Source organism: Hymenobacter lucidus (genome assembly GCF_020447265.1).
GTDB classification, from domain to species: Bacteria; Bacteroidota; Bacteroidia; order Cytophagales; family Hymenobacteraceae; genus Hymenobacter; species Hymenobacter lucidus.
In genome coordinates this window covers 1-14,800 of sequence record NZ_JAJADR010000010.1, presented here as the reverse complement: position 1 = coordinate 14,800, position 14,800 = coordinate 1, and the positions used below count along the sequence as shown (strand labels likewise).

General features: G+C 62.1%; 12 protein-coding genes and 1 pseudogene. 1 reads left to right on the top strand and 12 read right to left on the bottom strand.

Features of this window, described 5'->3' with window-relative positions; translation table 11 throughout:
• Window positions 1–16 precede the first annotated feature (16 nt).
• From LGH74_RS21995 to LGH74_RS25230, 9 genes and pseudogenes are all read right to left on the bottom strand, one after another.
• Complete coding sequence (locus LGH74_RS21995; RefSeq protein WP_226179809.1) at window positions 17–2,206, bottom strand: heavy metal translocating P-type ATPase; 2,190 nt, start codon at window positions 2,204–2,206, stop codon at window positions 17–19.
• 48 nt (window positions 2,207–2,254) lie between these two features.
• Window positions 2,255–2,869 (bottom strand): hypothetical protein, encoded by a 615-nt coding sequence (locus tag LGH74_RS21990; RefSeq protein ID WP_226179806.1) that lies wholly within the window; start codon window positions 2,867–2,869, stop codon window positions 2,255–2,257.
• 30 nt (window positions 2,870–2,899) lie between these two features.
• Entirely contained in the window at window positions 2,900–4,180 is a 1,281-nt protein-coding gene (locus LGH74_RS21985) for an MFS transporter (RefSeq protein ID WP_226179804.1), read from the bottom strand.
• Window positions 4,181–4,211: 31 nt separating this feature from the next.
• The gene (locus tag LGH74_RS21980; RefSeq protein WP_226179802.1) at window positions 4,212–4,544 is read right to left on the bottom strand and encodes a YnfA family protein; all 333 of its coding nucleotides are present in this window, start codon (window positions 4,542–4,544) and stop codon (window positions 4,212–4,214) included.
• A gap of 29 nt (window positions 4,545–4,573) precedes the next feature.
• Window positions 4,574–5,758 (bottom strand): efflux RND transporter periplasmic adaptor subunit, encoded by a 1,185-nt coding sequence (locus tag LGH74_RS21975; protein WP_226179800.1) that lies wholly within the window; start codon window positions 5,756–5,758, stop codon window positions 4,574–4,576.
• A gap of 24 nt (window positions 5,759–5,782) precedes the next feature.
• Window positions 5,783–10,219 (bottom strand): CusA/CzcA family heavy metal efflux RND transporter, encoded by a 4,437-nt coding sequence (locus tag LGH74_RS21970; protein ID WP_226179969.1) that lies wholly within the window; start codon window positions 10,217–10,219, stop codon window positions 5,783–5,785.
• A gap of 63 nt (window positions 10,220–10,282) precedes the next feature.
• Window positions 10,283–10,369, bottom strand: a complete 87-nt coding sequence (locus LGH74_RS25235) for a hypothetical protein (RefSeq protein ID WP_226179967.1) — start codon at window positions 10,367–10,369, stop codon at window positions 10,283–10,285.
• A gap of 42 nt (window positions 10,370–10,411) precedes the next feature.
• Entirely contained in the window at window positions 10,412–10,549 is a 138-nt protein-coding gene (locus tag LGH74_RS21960) for a hypothetical protein (RefSeq protein ID WP_226179798.1), read from the bottom strand.
• Between the two features lie 9 nt (window positions 10,550–10,558).
• Window positions 10,559–10,741 (bottom strand): annotated as a pseudogene (locus LGH74_RS25230) (DUF6660 family protein); the annotation flags it as partial.
• 219 nt (window positions 10,742–10,960) lie between these two features.
• On the opposite strand from LGH74_RS25230, the gene LGH74_RS21955 reads away from it, so the two are divergent.
• Complete coding sequence (locus LGH74_RS21955; protein WP_226179796.1) at window positions 10,961–11,224, top strand: transposase; 264 nt, start codon at window positions 10,961–10,963, stop codon at window positions 11,222–11,224.
• A 1,041-nt stretch (window positions 11,225–12,265) separates the two neighbouring features.
• Here LGH74_RS21955 and LGH74_RS21950 read toward each other — a convergent pair.
• From LGH74_RS21950 to LGH74_RS21940, 3 genes are read right to left on the bottom strand one after another with little or no spacing between them, the layout of a single operon-like run.
• Window positions 12,266–13,030 carry a Fic family protein gene (locus LGH74_RS21950; RefSeq protein WP_226179794.1) on the bottom strand — a complete coding sequence of 255 codons (765 nt, stop codon included), beginning with the start codon at window positions 13,028–13,030 and terminating at the stop codon, window positions 12,266–12,268.
• Window positions 13,027–13,287, bottom strand: a complete 261-nt coding sequence (locus LGH74_RS21945) for a hypothetical protein (RefSeq protein WP_226179792.1) — start codon at window positions 13,285–13,287, stop codon at window positions 13,027–13,029. The genes LGH74_RS21950 and LGH74_RS21945 overlap by 4 nt, the downstream gene beginning before the upstream one ends.
• Before the next feature lie 47 nt (window positions 13,288–13,334).
• Window positions 13,335–14,273: a replication initiation protein gene (locus LGH74_RS21940; RefSeq protein ID WP_226179790.1), complete on the bottom strand. Its 939-nt coding sequence runs from the start codon at window positions 14,271–14,273 to the stop codon at window positions 13,335–13,337.
• Window positions 14,274–14,800 lie beyond the last annotated feature (527 nt).

The window sequence follows — 14,800 nt, the reverse complement described above, 5'->3', positions numbered from 1 at the left end:
TTGAGGAACCCGATTGCTAAACGGCACTTTGCGGCTTCGGAGCGGCTGGCGGGGCCAGGGGGGCAACCGTAGTGCCGGGGGTGGAATAGTCCATGCGCTGGATGCGCACGGCGTTGAGAATGGCCAACAGGGCCACCCCTACGTCGGCAAAAACGGCCTCCCACATGGTGGCCAGCCCGCCGGCCCCGAGGGCCAGTACGATGCCCTTGACGATAAAGGCCAACCAGATGTTCTGCCACACCACGCGGTGCGTGGCGCGGGCAATGCGGCGGGCGGTGGCAATTTTGCTCGGATGGTCGGTCTGAATCACCACGTCGGCCGTTTCGATGGTGGCGTCCGAGCCCAGTCCGCCCATGGCGATGCCCACGTCGGCTAGGGCCACCACGGGGGCGTCGTTCACCCCGTCGCCCACGAAGGCCAGCTTGCGGCCCGCGTCCTTGTACTGCTGCACGTAGCGCGCCTTGTCCTCGGGCAGCAGCCCGCCGTGGGCCTCATCGATGCCCAGTTCCTTGGCCACGCGCTGGGTGATGCTGTCCTTGTCGCCGGAGAGCATCACGATTTTGGTGATGCCGTCGGCGCGCAGCTCCTGCACGGTGCGAGCCGCATCTTCTTTGGGAGAATCGGCCACAGTGAGGTAGCCGGCGTACTTGCCATCTACCGCGGCCACCACGATGCTGTCCAGAATCTGGTCGACTTCGGCCGGGTAGGCCACACTGAACTTGGTTAGCAGCTTGGTGTTGCCGGCCAGCACGTCGCGGCCGTCGACCTGGCCCCGCAGCCCGTGCCCGCTGATTTCCTCCACGTAGTCGACCGTCACGCCGTTGACTGCGGCGCCCACGTGGAGCACCACAGCCTTGGCAATGGGGTGCGTGGACTTGGTTTCCAGCGCCCCCACCAGCCGCAGCAGCTGCGCGGCATCCAGCCCGCCGGCGGGCTGCACCTGCTGCACGGCGAATATACCCTGGGTCAGGGTGCCGGTTTTGTCCATCACCACCGTGTCGAGCTCGCGCATGACATCCAGAAAGTTGGAGCCCTTGAACAGAATGCCGGCCTTGGAAGCCGCGCCGATGCCGCCGAAATAGCCGAGCGGAATGCTGATGACCAGCGCGCAGGGGCAGGAAATTACCAGGAACACCAGCGCCCGGTAGAGCCAGGTGCGGAATACGTAGTCGTCGACCACGAAGTAGGGCACCAGCACCAGCAGCACGGCCAAAGCCACCACGATGGGCGTATACACCTTGGCAAATTTGGTGATGAACTGCTGGGTTTTGGCCTTGCGGCCCACCGCGTCCTGCACCATGGCCAGAATCTTCGCCAGCTTGGTGTCTTTGTAATTCGCCGTGACGCCCACCTGAATCAGGCTTTCCAGGTTGACCATGCCCGCCAGTACCACCTCACCGATCTGCTTGGTTTGGGGCACCGACTCCCCCGTGAGGGCGGCCGTGTTGAAGGTGGCCGGGCCCTTGGTCAGGGTGCCATCCAGGGCCACTTTCTCGCCGGGCTTCACCTCGATGACGTCGCCCACCTCCACTTCCTTGGGGTCCAGCACCAGCGGCTGCCCGTTGCGGATGACGGTGACTTCGGTGGCCTGAATCTCCAGCAGGGCCTTGATGCTGCGCTTGGCGCGGTTCACGGCCGCGTCCTGAAACAGCTCGCCCACGGTATAGAACAGCATCACGGTCACGCCTTCGGGGTACTCCCCGATGGCAAACGCCCCGAGCGTGGCAATGCTCATGAGCAGGAACTCGTTGAAGATGTTGCCCGAGGGAATGCTCTGCACGGCCGAGCGGATGACTTTCCAGCCTACCAGTAGAAACGCCACTCCGTACCACACCGGGCGCACATAGCCGGTGAAAAAGCCGACCTTGTAGTAATCCAGGGCAATGCCTAGCAGCAGCAGCGCGAAGCTGACACCGGGCCAGAGGTAGGGGTTGTCGCCGGCCGGGCCGTGGTCATGGTCGTCATCCGAGCCGTGGTCGTAGCCGGCATGCTCATCGGTCGTCGCTTTGCCGCCCAGGTCCACGACCTTTTTGCCCGCGGGGTGGTCGTGCTCGGCGTGGTCGTGGCCGGCTACGTCATGGCCCTCGGGCTCCGTGGCGGCTTCGGGGGTGAGCTGGTCGCGGCTGAGCGCGCCCACGTTTTCGAGCTTCACCTGCTTGGCGGTGTTGAGCTCTTCGTCGGTATTGGGGGAAGTTGGGTCAAGCATGGGAATAAGAATTGCAGCGATGAAAGAGGGAGGCAGCGGCTGGCGTGGTTACCAGTCCACGAAAAAGCCGGCCAGGCCCACCAGTACGAGGACGGCCCCGGTAAAGCGGCGCTCGTAGTGGGCGAGGCCCGCCAGGTTGAGGCGCCGGATGCCCGTGTAGGTCGCGGCCACCAGTGCGCTCATGGCACCCACCGACACGACCAGGTAAGTGGCCATGGTAAGGGCCAGCGTTGCCGTGCCGTGGGTGCCGGCGGCCAGGAAGAAGGTTTGAATCTCCAGGCAGGGGGCTAGGAACATGGTGGCGGCCAGGCCCAGCACCACCCGCGGGCGCGGGCCGCGCCGGCTCAGTGGCCGTGGGTCGGGGTGGGCGTGGCCGGGCCCGGAAAAAGCGTACAGCAGCCCGATGACCACGAGCAGGGCCGGGGCGGCCACCCCCGCAAACTGCGAAAAGCGGGCCGACAGGCGCCAGCCCAGCAGACCCAGCGCCAACCCCAGCAGCACCGTGCTCAGTACGTGGGCCAGGCCCGCCACCATCGTCACCCCCACCGCCCGCCGCAAGGGCCAGCGCTCCGCCCGCGCCACGGCCAGCACTGGCGCCCAGTGGTTGGGAATGGCGGCGTGCAGCAGGCTAAGCAGGAAAGCACCGGTGAGCAGGTTCAGCATAGAGACCTAAGTAGCGTTTATACGTCCTGGTTACTTGGATTTTAAAACGCCCGAGTCAACCGGCGCCTTGGCGGGAGTGGACTGGACGGTGCCCCGGCTCAGCAGCCAGGTGGCCGCCAGCAGCAGCAATGCCACCAAGCCACCGTACAGAAAGGAGCCAGTAACGTAGCGCGTGCCCAGAAAGCCCGCCAGCGGGTAGGCAAACGCCCACCACAGGTGGCTCCAGGCGAAGTGGGCGCCGTACACCCGGCCCTGAAATTCTTCCGGCGTTTGGCCGGCGATGATGGTCTGAGTGGTCAGGTTCACCCAGTTCTGCCCCGCCCCGGCCAGTAGCCACAGGGCCAGCAGCGGGTAGACTCCGGCGCGGTTGGCCGGCAGCACGGCCAGCGTGCTGAGCAGGGCCCCGACGAGCACGAAGGTGGGCCGGGCCAGGCGCTTGTCGAGCACTCCGGTGAGCAGAGCGGCCACCGTGGCACCCACCCCGAAAGCCGACATCGCCCAGCCGTAATGCGTGGTGTCGAGCCCCAGTTGGCCCTTGACATAGCCCACGGTGTTCACCAGAATCAGGGCCCCGCTGACGGCCGCTACCAGCTCCAGTAACAGGGCGTAGCGCATCAGCCCGTCGGTCCAAAGGCGACGGGTGCCTTCGAGCAGCGTTGTCAGGGTTACGCGCGGCACTTCGGCACCGGGTTTGTTTTGCGCCGCTTCGGCTTCCGCGCTTTGCAGGCGCCCGGGCAGGGTCAGCACCAGGGCCGCCGACACCAGGAACGTGGCCGCGTCGAGAAAAAAGATGTTGCGGGCGCCCATGAACGCGGCCACCGCCCCCGCGAGTCCCGGCCCGAGCACGCCCAGCAGTTCGTAGGTGGCACCTGAGAGGCTGATGGCCTGCGGGAATTCCTCGTCGGTGGTCACAGCCGGAATGACGGCCTGAAAGGTGGGCGTGAAAAAGGCCGTGAAGGCATTGACCACGAACATGAGCACGTACACCTGCCACACCTCCGTCACGAAGGGCAGCAGGGCGATGATGAGCATGCGCACAACGTCAGCCACCACCAGGATGGTCTTGCGGTTGAGCCGGTCAGCCAGCACGCCGGCCAGGGGCGAGAGCAGCACGAAGGCGGTCACCCGCAGCGTCAGGGCAAAGGCCAGAATCTGGGCCGAGTCCTCGCCGCCCAGCTCAAAGGCCAGCAGGGCCAAGCCCACCCAGGTCAGGGCGTCGCCGAGCAGGGAAGTCGTCTGGGCCGCGTAGAGGCGGGCGAAAACCGGGTTGTGCAGGCTTTGAAACGGAGCGAACAGCGCGGATACTGCCATAGGAGGAGTTGCTATTGAAGAAACGGCGGCGCTAGCCCCGGGGCCAGAACAGAATGATGGCGATGCCCGCGAAGCAGACCAGCCCGCCGATGACGTCGAACCGGTCGGGCCGGAAGCCATCGAAGTAGGCGGCCCACGCAATGGACATGACGATGAATACGGCCCCGTACACGGCGTAGGTTTTGCCGAACGAGGTGGGCTGCCAAGTGGCCACCCACCCGTATACCATGAGCAGCAGCGCTCCCACCAGGCCCGTCCAGGCCGGGCGGTCAGCCTTGAGCCACTGCCACATCAGGTAACCGCCCCCGATTTCACAGAGGCCCGCCAGGAAAAACACGGCCAGGGGTTTGAGGATGGACAGCATAGCGTTACGGTACAGTAGGGCAGAGAGGACTATTCCTCTTCCTCGGCGTTCTTCATCTTCGCCAGCAGCGAGTACGCGCCTTCGGTTACGAAGGTGGTCGTGGCTGGCAGGTCGGCGGGCAGGGTGACTTCGGTGAAGCCGTCTTCGCTACGGCCGGTGGGCAGCGCTACCATGCGGTAGCGGCCTGCCGCTTCCACCACGAAGCCGTAGCTCTGGCCCTCGAAGCGCACCAGCGCCGCGTTGGGCAGGGTCGTCACATCGGCGCGGCCGGTTTCGATGAGGGCCCGCACGTAGAGGCCCGGCAGCAACGCCCGGTCATTCTCTTTATCCAGGTGCCCGTGCACGCGCACCGTGCGGTCTTCGCCGATGGCCTGGGCGATGAGGTACACCTGGGCCGTGCGCTCGGGGCCGCCACTGGCCGAATCACTGGGTAGGGTGAAGCGGATGAGCTGGCCCTTCTGCAGCTTGCTTACGTCCTTTTCAAAGACTGTGAGCTCCACATGCAGGTGCTCGGGGTCCACGATTTCAAACAAGGTCTCGGTGGAAGTCACGCTCTGGCCCACGGTCACGTTCACCGTCTTGACGAAGCCGGCGCGCGGGGCACGTAGCGTGGCCGTGCTCACGATGCGGCCGCCCACGGGCAGGCCCGCCAGCCGCAGCCGGGCGGCTTGGGCGTTGGTTTGCACGCGCAGGGCATTGTAGTCGGCCAGGGCGCGCTGGTAGTTTTTCTGGGGAGCTACTTCCTGCTCATAGAGCTCCTTCTGGCGGGCCAGCTCGGTACGGGCGTATTCCAGGCGGGCGCGGGTTTCGAGGTAGTCCTGCTGGAGCTGCACGAAATCGGGGTTGCGAATAACGGCCAGCGTCTGGCCCTTGCTGACCCGGGTGCCCTGTAGCAGCGTGGTGTTTTCCACAAAGCCCCCCAGCGGAGCGGTGATGGCCACCGAGCTTTCCGGGGGCACGTCCAGCGTGCCGGTGACGGCCAGGCCCGTGCCCATGGGTTGGCTACGCACACGGCCGGTTTTAATTTCGCCGGCTTGCTGCTCGGCGGGCGAGAGCGTCACTATTTCCGGGTCGGCTTCGGCAGCTTCGCCCGTGAGCTCGGCGTTCGATTGACTGGTAGCTTCGGTGCCGTCTGCCGAAGTGGCTCCTTTGGGTTTGGAGTCACACCCGGCCAGAGTGAGCCCTAACAGCAGAAAAATGAAGGGAGTACGCATCAGAAATGTCAGAAGTGGAAACTACTACTGCGCGGCGGTGCCGAGCAGGTAGTCGAGTTCGATGATAGTTTGATTATGCGCCAGCAGGGCGTCGAGGTGGGCGGTGCGCAGTTGCAGGGCCCGGTCCAGGTTGAGCAGGTACTCGGAGTAGCCCATCTCGCCGGCTTTGAAAGCGCGAGTACTCAGGCGCACGATAACGGTGGCCTGGGGCAGGCCGGTCTGCTCGTAGAACTGTACCCGCTCCACCAGCTCCTGCCGGCGGGCCTGCAACTCGTCCACGCGAGCGGCTAATTCGGCCTGGTAGCGCTGGGCCTGGGTCTGGGCTATCTTTTCCTGCGAGTGGGCAGCCTGTACCCGGGCTTTTTGCGGCCCGCGCAGCAGCGGCAGGGCCACACCGGCCGTCACGCCCTGGAACCGGTCACCGCCGCTGTAGTAGCGCTCCGGCCCGCCCACCCCGCCCACGGTCTGGGGGCCAATCAGGCTTTGGTTGAAGTAGCCAAGCGTGAAGTTGGGCAGCCCCTGGGCCTGCACGGCGCGGGTGGTGGCCTGCTGCTCCAGCACCTGCTGCTGCAGTACCCGCGCCTGGGCGTTTTGGGCCAGCAGGGCGGTATCGGTACCGGCCACCGGGGCAGTAGCAATTGTCAGGGGGCGCAGCACACTGTCGGCCAGGTTAATGGCAGTAGGCTGCTGCAACAGAGCCTGCAGCTGGCGCTGGGCCACGGCGTAGTCGGTGCGGGCCTGCCGCAGCTGGGCCTGGGTCTCACCCTGCTGCACCAGCGCGGTGGCGGGTTCGAGGCGGGCCACTTCGCCAGTTTTAAAGCGCAGGTTGGCCGCCCGCAGAAACTCGGAGTAAATGCTGTCCTGCCCACGCAGCACCCGCAGGCGGTGGCGGGCGTGCAGGGCCTGCTCGTAGCTCAGGCGCACCTGCCGCCGCAGCTCCGCCTGCACCTGGGCCAATTCCAGTTCGCGGGTCGTCACCTGCGCATCGGCCAAACGGGCCTGGCTGCGGTACACGCCGGGCAGACTCAGGGGCTGGGTGATGCTGAGTTGATTGTCCTTGCGGTAGGAGTTAAACTGGCCGTAGGTGCCCTGGATGGTGGTGCGCCCGAGCACGTCGACAGCCCCGCGGCGTACGGCCTGCTGGGCTTCTAGCGCGCCGCGCGCGGCTGTCACGGTTCCGTTGGTCTGCAACGCCTGGGTGACGGCCTGCGTGGCTGAAATCGGAGCCTGTTGGGCTTGACTGGCTACGGGCAGCAGGCCGAGCAGCAGAGCTAGGCTGCCCAGGGTTTTGTGCAGCGTACGCGCGGTGCCCTTATCAGGTGCCTCGTCCGGAGCTTCTGGTATATCCGCCTTGCGTTCTGCCAGCGCGTAGAGCACAGGAAGCACCAGCAGCGTGAGCAGGGTGGCCGTAAGCAGGCCGCCAATCACCACCGTGGCCAGCGGCCGCTGCACTTCCGAGCCCGCAGAGGTACTCAGGGCCATGGGCAAAAAGCCCAGCGAGGCCACAGTGGCCGTCATCAGCACCGGGCGCAGGCGCACTTCGGCCCCGCGCCGGATGCGCTCGACCAGGTCGGTCACACCTTCGGTCTTGAGCTGGTTGAAGTAGCCGATGAGCACGATACCGTTGAGCACCGCTACCCCAAACAGGGCAATAAAGCCCACCCCGGCCGAGATGCTGAACGGCATGCCGCGCAGCCACAGGGCCAGCACCCCACCGATGGCGGAAAGCGGAATGGCCGTGAAGATGAGCACCGACTGCTTCAGGGAGCGGAAGGTGAAGAACAGCAGCACGAAAATCAGCCCCAGGGCCACGGGCACGGCCACCAGCAGGCGGTCAGTGGCTTGGCGCAGGTTTTCAAATTGGCCGCCGTAGGTGGCGTAGTAGCCGGGGGCCAGCTTCAGGTCGTGGTCTACGCGGGTTTGCAGGTCCTGCACCACGCTTTCCACGTCGCGGCCCCGCACGTTGAAGGCCACTGAAATGCGGCGCTTGGCGTCGTCGCGCTGAATCTGGTTGGGCCCATCGACCAGGGCCACGGTGGCAACCTGTTCCAGCGGTACCTGGGCGCCGCCGGGCGCGGCGATGAAGAGCTGCTTGACCGAGTTAATGTCCTGGCGCAGGTCGGCGCGCAGGCGTAGCACCACGTCAAAGCGGCGCTCCTGCTCGAACACCTGTCCCGCAGTCTGGCCGGCGAAGGCCGTTTGCACGGTGTGGTTCACGTCCTCCACGTTGAGCCCGAACTGGGCCAGGCGGTTGCGGTCCAGCGTCACTACAATTTGCGGCAGGCCAGTCACTTCCTCGGCGTAAATGTCCACCGCGCCGGGTACTTTGCGGGCCAGCGCCGCCGCCTGGCGGGCGTAGCGGCTGAGCTGCTGCAAATCCTCGCCGAATATTTTCATGACCACGTCCTGCTTAGCCCCGGTACTGAGCTCGTTAAAGCGCATTTGAATCGGCTGCTGGAAGCTGAAGGTGACGCCCGGAATGACGCTCACGGCTTCGGTCATCTTCTCGGCCAGCTCTTCCTGCGTTTTGGCCGACGTCCACTTACTCTGGTCTTTTTCCAGCACCACCATCAGGTCAGCCGCCTCCACCGGCATGGGGTCGGTGGGGATTTCCGCCGAACCGACCTTGGCTACTACTTCTTTGACTTCCGGGAACTGCTGGAGCAGGATGCGCTCGGCCTGCTGGGTTTTGTCGGCCGTGTAGCCCAGCGAGCTGCCCACCAGCGTGCGCATCTCGGCGGCAAAGTCGCCCTCGGCCAGCGTGGGAATGAACTCGCCGCCCAATGTACGGAACAAGAGCACCGCCCCCACCAGCAGGGCCACGGCCGTGCCCAGCACCAGCGCTTTCGCCCGCAAGGCCCACAGCAGCAGCGGCTCGTAGAGACGGGTGAAAAAGGCCATCATGCGGTCCGAGAAGTTCTCTTTGGGCTGGGTGTTGCGGCTCAGGGCCAGCGCCGACATCATCGGCACGTAGGTAAGGCTCAGGATAAAGGCGCCCAGGATGGCGAAGGCCACGGTCTGGGCCATGGGCCGGAACATCTTGCCCTCAGTGCCCACCAGCGCCAGCAGGGGCAGGTAGACGATGAGGATGATGATTTCGCCGAACGCGGCCGAGGAGCGTATTTTTGAGGCAGCCGTGTAGGTCTCCGCGTTCATCTGCTCCTGGTTGAGCCGGGCGGTAGCAGCCAGCTGCCCGCCGTGCAGGCGGTGCACGATGGCCTCGACGATAATGACGGCCCCGTCCACGACCAGGCCGAAGTCGATGGCCCCCAGCGAGAGCAGGTTGCCCGATACGCCGAACACGCGCATCAAGCTGATGGCAAACAGCATGGCCAGCGGAATAACCGAGGCCACCACGAGGCCGGCGCGCCAGTTGCCCAGAAAGAGGACCAGCACCAGAATGACGATGAGGGCTCCCTCGGCCAGGTTTTTGGTCACCGTGCCAATGGCGCGGCCCACCAGTTCGGAGCGGTCCAGGTATACGTCCACGATTACCCCCTTGGGCAGAGATTTCTGGACGGTGGCCATGCGCGTTTTCACGGCCTGGATTACCTCATTGGCGTTAGCGCCTTTGAGCATGAGCACCACGCCCCCGGTGACTTCGCCGGCACCGTTGCGGGTCATAGCCCCGTAGCGCACCGCCGACCCAAATTGGACTTGGGCCACGTCGCGCACCAGCACGGGCAGGCCAGCGTCAGTCCGGCGCACCACGATGTTGCCCAAATCGGCCGGAGTGGCGGCCAGGCCCTCAGTGCGGATAAAGTAGGACTGCGGGTTCACGTCCAGGTAGGCACCGCCGGTGTTCTGGTTGTTGCGCGACACAGCCTGGTACACTTCATCCACGGTCACGCCCAGGGAGCGGAGCCGAGCCGGGTCGAGGGCAATTTCGTACTGCTTGAGCAGGCCGCCGAAGGAGCTCACGTCGGCCACGCCGGGCGTGCCCAGCAGTTGCCGGCGTACTATCCAGTCCTGCATCGTGCGCAGTTCGCGGGCATCGTACTGCTTCTCGTAGCCGGGCGCGGGGCGTAGCACGTACTGGTAAATCTCGCCCAAGCCGGTGCTCACCGGGGCCAACGTGGGCCGCCCCACGCCCGGGGGAATCTGCTCCTGCGCCTCCTGCAGGCGCTCGGCAATCTGCTGGCGGCCCCAGTAAATATCGATGTTGTCCTTAAAGACGATAGTGACCACCGAGAGGCCAAAGCGCGAGAAGGAGCGCACCTCTTCCAGGTCGGGAATGGTGGCCACGCTCTGCTCGACGGGGAACGAGACGAGCCGCTCGATGTCGCTGGCGGCCAGCGACGGCGCCACGGTGTACACCACTACCTGGTTGGTGGTAATGTCGGGCACGGCATCGATGGGTAAGTGCTTGAGCGAGTAGCTGCCCCAGGCCACCAGGGCCAGGGTCAGCAGCCCGATGATGAGCTTGTTATGAATGGAAAAATGAATCAGCCGGTCGAACATCCGCTGTAAGGGGGTTAGGTCTAACACTTCCGAGAAAACCCTGCGGCCCAGCCGCTCCGGCTGCTACAGCAGGAAAGGAGACGCCACGACGCCCCCGAAGCCGACGCGATGCGGCAATGAGCCCGGCTGCCAGAACCAATGGTGATTCAGGCCGCCCGGCAGGGGGGTATCAGCAGGAAAAAGAGGGAAGGGTTAGGCCTGAGGCGGCTGCCACACGGTCCCGGCCACCCGCGTCGGGAAGGCCACCAGCAGCCGGCCGTGGCGTGTGGCATCGGCCCATTCCACCGGTTGGGAATACTCCGCGGAGGCTACGTGTACTGGCGAGAGCACAACCCCGCCGCAGCAATGGCACTGGCACAGTGGCGAGCACCAGTCGCCCAGGACGTCTGTGCCGCAGTCGGAATGCGACGCGGCGGCCACACTCGTTTGCGCCTGGTCTTTGCACACGGTCGCCTCGTCCGTGCAGCTCAGGCAGGAGAGGAACGCGAAGTAAAAGGCAAAAAACAAGGTTAGCAGGCGCATGGAACGGCAAAGGTAGCCAAATACGGCATCCAGTCGCTGCGTGTACCGCCAAAGGAGGGTAAAGGTTCCGACGCGTATGGCCGGGCGGGACTGCTTTCCGCTGGGGCATGCCCTAATGACTGACTGCGAGTAGGTGGGCCACTGAGTTTCTGCTCCGCTACATGGACGACTAGGAACTGCGCAAGCGCTTCGACGACCAGTTGGACAAGTGCGAGAGCCATGCACCAGTTCACCCGTGCCGTGTTCAATAGTCAAAACGGGCAGTTTCGCTTCGTCGGCAAGGAAGAACAACAAGTTGCCGATGCCTGCAAACGGCTGGTCCAAGATGTGATTGTGTGCTGGAACTGCTACTACCTGAACCAGCAGCTTTGCAAGCTCCACCTGCCGAGCGGCTGGCTGGCCGATGCCATCGCCCGGATGTCGCCTGTGAGCTGGCAGCACATCGATTTGCAAGGAGAATTTGATATCTCTGGCCTTGGTTAAAAGTTTAGTCCAAAAGTTAATTGGTGTTCTTGGTGCTCAACATCGACGTGGAGACCCTTTTTGCCTTCAACTGGGAGCCTCCAACCGGTCCGCTCGTTTAACCTTTTTATCAAACTTTTAGCCAAGGCCAATAATGGTCGCGGGTGTTGTTCGGGGCCACCTATTTAGCCGGCGGCGCCACGGTCACGGGCACCGTGAAAATAACCGGCACCGCCTGGCCGTCTTGCCGGCCTGGTGTGAAGCGGGGCTTCGGGCCGCCGCCGCCAGCACCGCCCGCCCGAAGCCCGGTGCCCGTTCGCTCAGCACACAGGCATCGCGCACCCGCCCATCAGCCCCAATTGTGAAGCACAGCAGCGCAATGTCGTCGGGCCCGAAGGCCGGGCTGCCCGCCGCTGGCTGGTCGTGCAGCTGCTTGCGCCGATGCGGCCTCCAGGCTGGCCGAATCGGCGGTCCCGTTGGGCAGGCGCGGCATTTGGGTGGGGCGCAGGTAGCACGGCTCAATAGCGAGCGCGGCCGGCCCCTTCCCCAGCACCGCGCAGGCCAGCAAAGTCCAGCAGCCTCCAAGCAGCAGCGTGCGCGAGATGAATGTTCTCATGCCGCAAGTTACGCCTGCACGTTGGCAGCCGCAGCAGCCCCGCCTGCTGCAGCTGCCAACGTGCCCCACTATTCCAGCAGCGCCGCCCGCTGGGCTAGGTCCACCCAACCGTAGTAGAATCCAGACCCACCGAAAGATGGCCGTGGCCAAGGCAACCGATAACTTTTGGACTAAAATTTTAACCAAAACCATCTCTTTGGCCGCTTGTGCATAGGGGCTGCGTGTAGGCCCAGCAGGTAGGGGTACATGCTATGTTATAGAGGTACATTAAGCAGCGCCCTCCACGCGCGTATAGAGACACATAAAGGCGTGCAGTATTTTGTTTTCAAATAGGTATTTAAAACACTTGTAATCATACATGTAGTCAAGAAATTTTACAACTGAATACGCAACTCTTTTAAGATGTTATATTAGTTGCTATTTTAGTTTTTAAACTACATGCACATTTACTTTCGCAATTGGTGCTCCAACGACTTTATATGCTGGGTCTGCATAAACGTATGGAATTGGGTAAGGTCTAACGTTTGCCGGCTTACTTCCAGCGCCGAGAAATAGGCAGCTTTATCCTCCCGGAAGACGACAGTTAACGGCTGGCCATAGTACTGCTGGATGTAGTTCATGAGCAGCCGGGAAGTGCGCCCATTACCATCGTTAAAGGGATGAATACTCACCAACTGCTGATGCGCATCGAAAGCAAGAGTGAGCTGTTCCTGCAGTGTTGCCGCCAGCTTCATTCGTTCTCGCAGTTGTTGGGCAAGCTGCTCAACAAGTGCCGGTACTTTCTGGGCGTTGGGGAAGGAGTTGGCCCCCAGGATCGAAACCTTATCTAACCGGAAGTCTCCACGGGCAGCATCGGTCGAGCCCAGAATGCTATTAGTTTGCAGCCCGGTAGTTCGCATGACGGCCCCGGCCAGCTCCTGCAGTAAGTGTACCGACGGAAGGCGCCGCTCATCGGCCCACTGCAGAGCTAAGTCCAATGCTTGGGCATGGTCTGCCAGCATGTCGTACCCATCCCAAGGTAGTCGAGGATCTACTTTGGCTTCATCACCCACCAGAAAGTCAAAGGCGGACTGTACTGTTACCTGGGAGCCCTCAATCATCGTCGAGTGAGCGGATACCAGCACGTGGTTGAGCTGTTGGCGCGACAAGCGCTCGGCGGGTTCTATCTGGTGCACTAGGGCCGTCAACCGCTCAATTTCACTCCAACTCATGCTGCCATGGCTTGGCGCAGGCTCTCCACGTCGACCATAGCCAGCGCTACGGGATATTCCAGGCCGGAGACATGAATGACCTGGTGGGCCCACGCCGCCAGGTCGTGGGCATAAATTATGGGCCGATCCTGCTCGTCGTGGTACACGGTCTTGCCCTGCATAAAAGCTTCTACACTGGCGCGTAGCAGCGCCGGCACATCCTGCAGGGCTTTGTCCCGGGGATCAGTCAGAAGATGCGTCAGATAGGCTCTGAGCACGCGATAGGCCTCTTGATCGTGTGGTGTCATGGTAGCAGAGGGCTGGATCAGCTGCTTTTAGCCGGGGTTTTGAGCCCCAGAACGGTTAACAGGAGCCCGGCGGGGTTCTTATCGGCTTTGATCTTATCCGTCTTTAGACGGTACATAAACTTGAATAGCTCGTTCACGAGCCCATCGTCATTGATGATTTGGCTGACCAGCTTAGGGTCTTTTATACCCAGCGACTCCAGATGCCGGCGGGCCATCAGGATCTTGGCTTGTTCGGGCGACTCGTCGAAGGGAATCGGCAGTTGCTTGGGCTCCTGCTTGGTAACGTAGAAGCGCACGGCGTGGAAGGAGCGGCCCTGCTTGAGCAGCGTGTATCCAATCTTGAGCTCAGTGTTCTCATTGATCTGACGCACGGCGATATCCAGCACTTTGGCTTTCAGGTCGCTGATGCGCTGAAACTGCTCCGGCTCTTTGCCCTTCGGGTCCTTGAGCTTCAGCATAAGCTTGAACTCGTCCAGGTCATAGGTCTTTGTCTCGCCGATGTCCTTCCACTGGCTGGCCAGTTGGTAGATGCGCTTGGCGTACTTACTGGATATCTTCAGCGCCGAGAAGAGCTGATAGGAGGTGAAGTTGTTCTTCAGCTCGAACAGATAGGGGCGGATATCCTCCGAAAGGCGAATCCGCAGATACCCTTGGCCTTTGACATACTCCACCTTTTGGAACATCCAGAGCTGCACGTACGACTTGTCGTTCTCGACCTCGAACATGCGGGAGCCCATGGACTCCGTCGCTTCCCGCAGTTGCTTGTAGTGCCATTCCCGACCCGTCATGGCTACCACCTCGTTCATGTGAATCTGGTACTCCTGGTTGGGCTTATCCTCCCGCCGCAGCTTGGAAAGCAGAAAGAAGAGCAGATCCAACTGACACGCCGTGTAGTCATAGCGAGCCGTCGTAATCGCGTTGTGTTGCCGAACTTCCAGTGCTTCCGATTGATCCATAGCGCGGTGGGATAGGGAACAAATATAGGAAAGTGACGAAAAACTACAATAGTTTTTGCAGGGCGTTTTTCACTGATAAAAAGTCGCAGTAGGTGTCTGAAGTGACTGATGAAAAGCCGTTTTTCACTGATAAAAAGTCGTAGTTGACTGATAAAAGGTAGTTTTAAACTGATAAAAGGTAGTTTGATAATGGTATAAAAAACAGAAAATCAAGTAGTTGTGAGCTCTGCAAATAGACAAATCCTTAAAAGTACACAAGTTGTTGAATCGCGCGCAAGCTCAAAAACTAAGCTTTTAGTGAGTAGTATATAAGAGGAAAATGCACCCGAAAAGCAGCAAAAAAACAAAGCACAAAAAGGTCCAAAAAGGGCCGCAGCGATTGCACTATTTTAATACTAAATTGTACTTTTCACTCCTTTTTAAGCCCGTTATGTCTTACAGTCCTTGTCTTTTACTAGGATGGATTTGCAGCCTTCTAAAGAATTTGGAGTTTGGACTTTGGATGATTACGACGACCTTTTATCAGT

Bases quoted from the DNA above. Each gene is read 5' to 3' on its own strand.
- LGH74_RS21990 (WP_226179806.1), bottom strand. From the start codon at position 2,869: ATGCTGAACCTGCTCACCGGTGCTTTCCTGCTTAGCCTGCTGCACGCC.
- LGH74_RS21940 (WP_226179790.1), bottom strand. From the start codon at position 14,273: ATGGATCAATCGGAAGCACTGGAAGTTCGGCAACACAACGCGATTACG.
- LGH74_RS21950 (WP_226179794.1), bottom strand. From the start codon at position 13,030: ATGAGTTGGAGTGAAATTGAGCGGTTGACGGCCCTAGTGCACCAGATA.
- LGH74_RS21955 (WP_226179796.1), top strand. From the start codon at position 10,961: ATGCACCAGTTCACCCGTGCCGTGTTCAATAGTCAAAACGGGCAGTTT.
- LGH74_RS21970 (WP_226179969.1), bottom strand. From the start codon at position 10,219: ATGTTCGACCGGCTGATTCATTTTTCCATTCATAACAAGCTCATCATC.
- LGH74_RS21975 (WP_226179800.1), bottom strand. From the start codon at position 5,758: ATGCGTACTCCCTTCATTTTTCTGCTGTTAGGGCTCACTCTGGCCGGG.
- LGH74_RS21995 (WP_226179809.1), bottom strand. From the start codon at position 2,206: ATGCTTGACCCAACTTCCCCCAATACCGACGAAGAGCTCAACACCGCC.
- LGH74_RS21980 (WP_226179802.1), bottom strand. From the start codon at position 4,544: ATGCTGTCCATCCTCAAACCCCTGGCCGTGTTTTTCCTGGCGGGCCTC.
- LGH74_RS21985 (WP_226179804.1), bottom strand. From the start codon at position 4,180: ATGGCAGTATCCGCGCTGTTCGCTCCGTTTCAAAGCCTGCACAACCCG.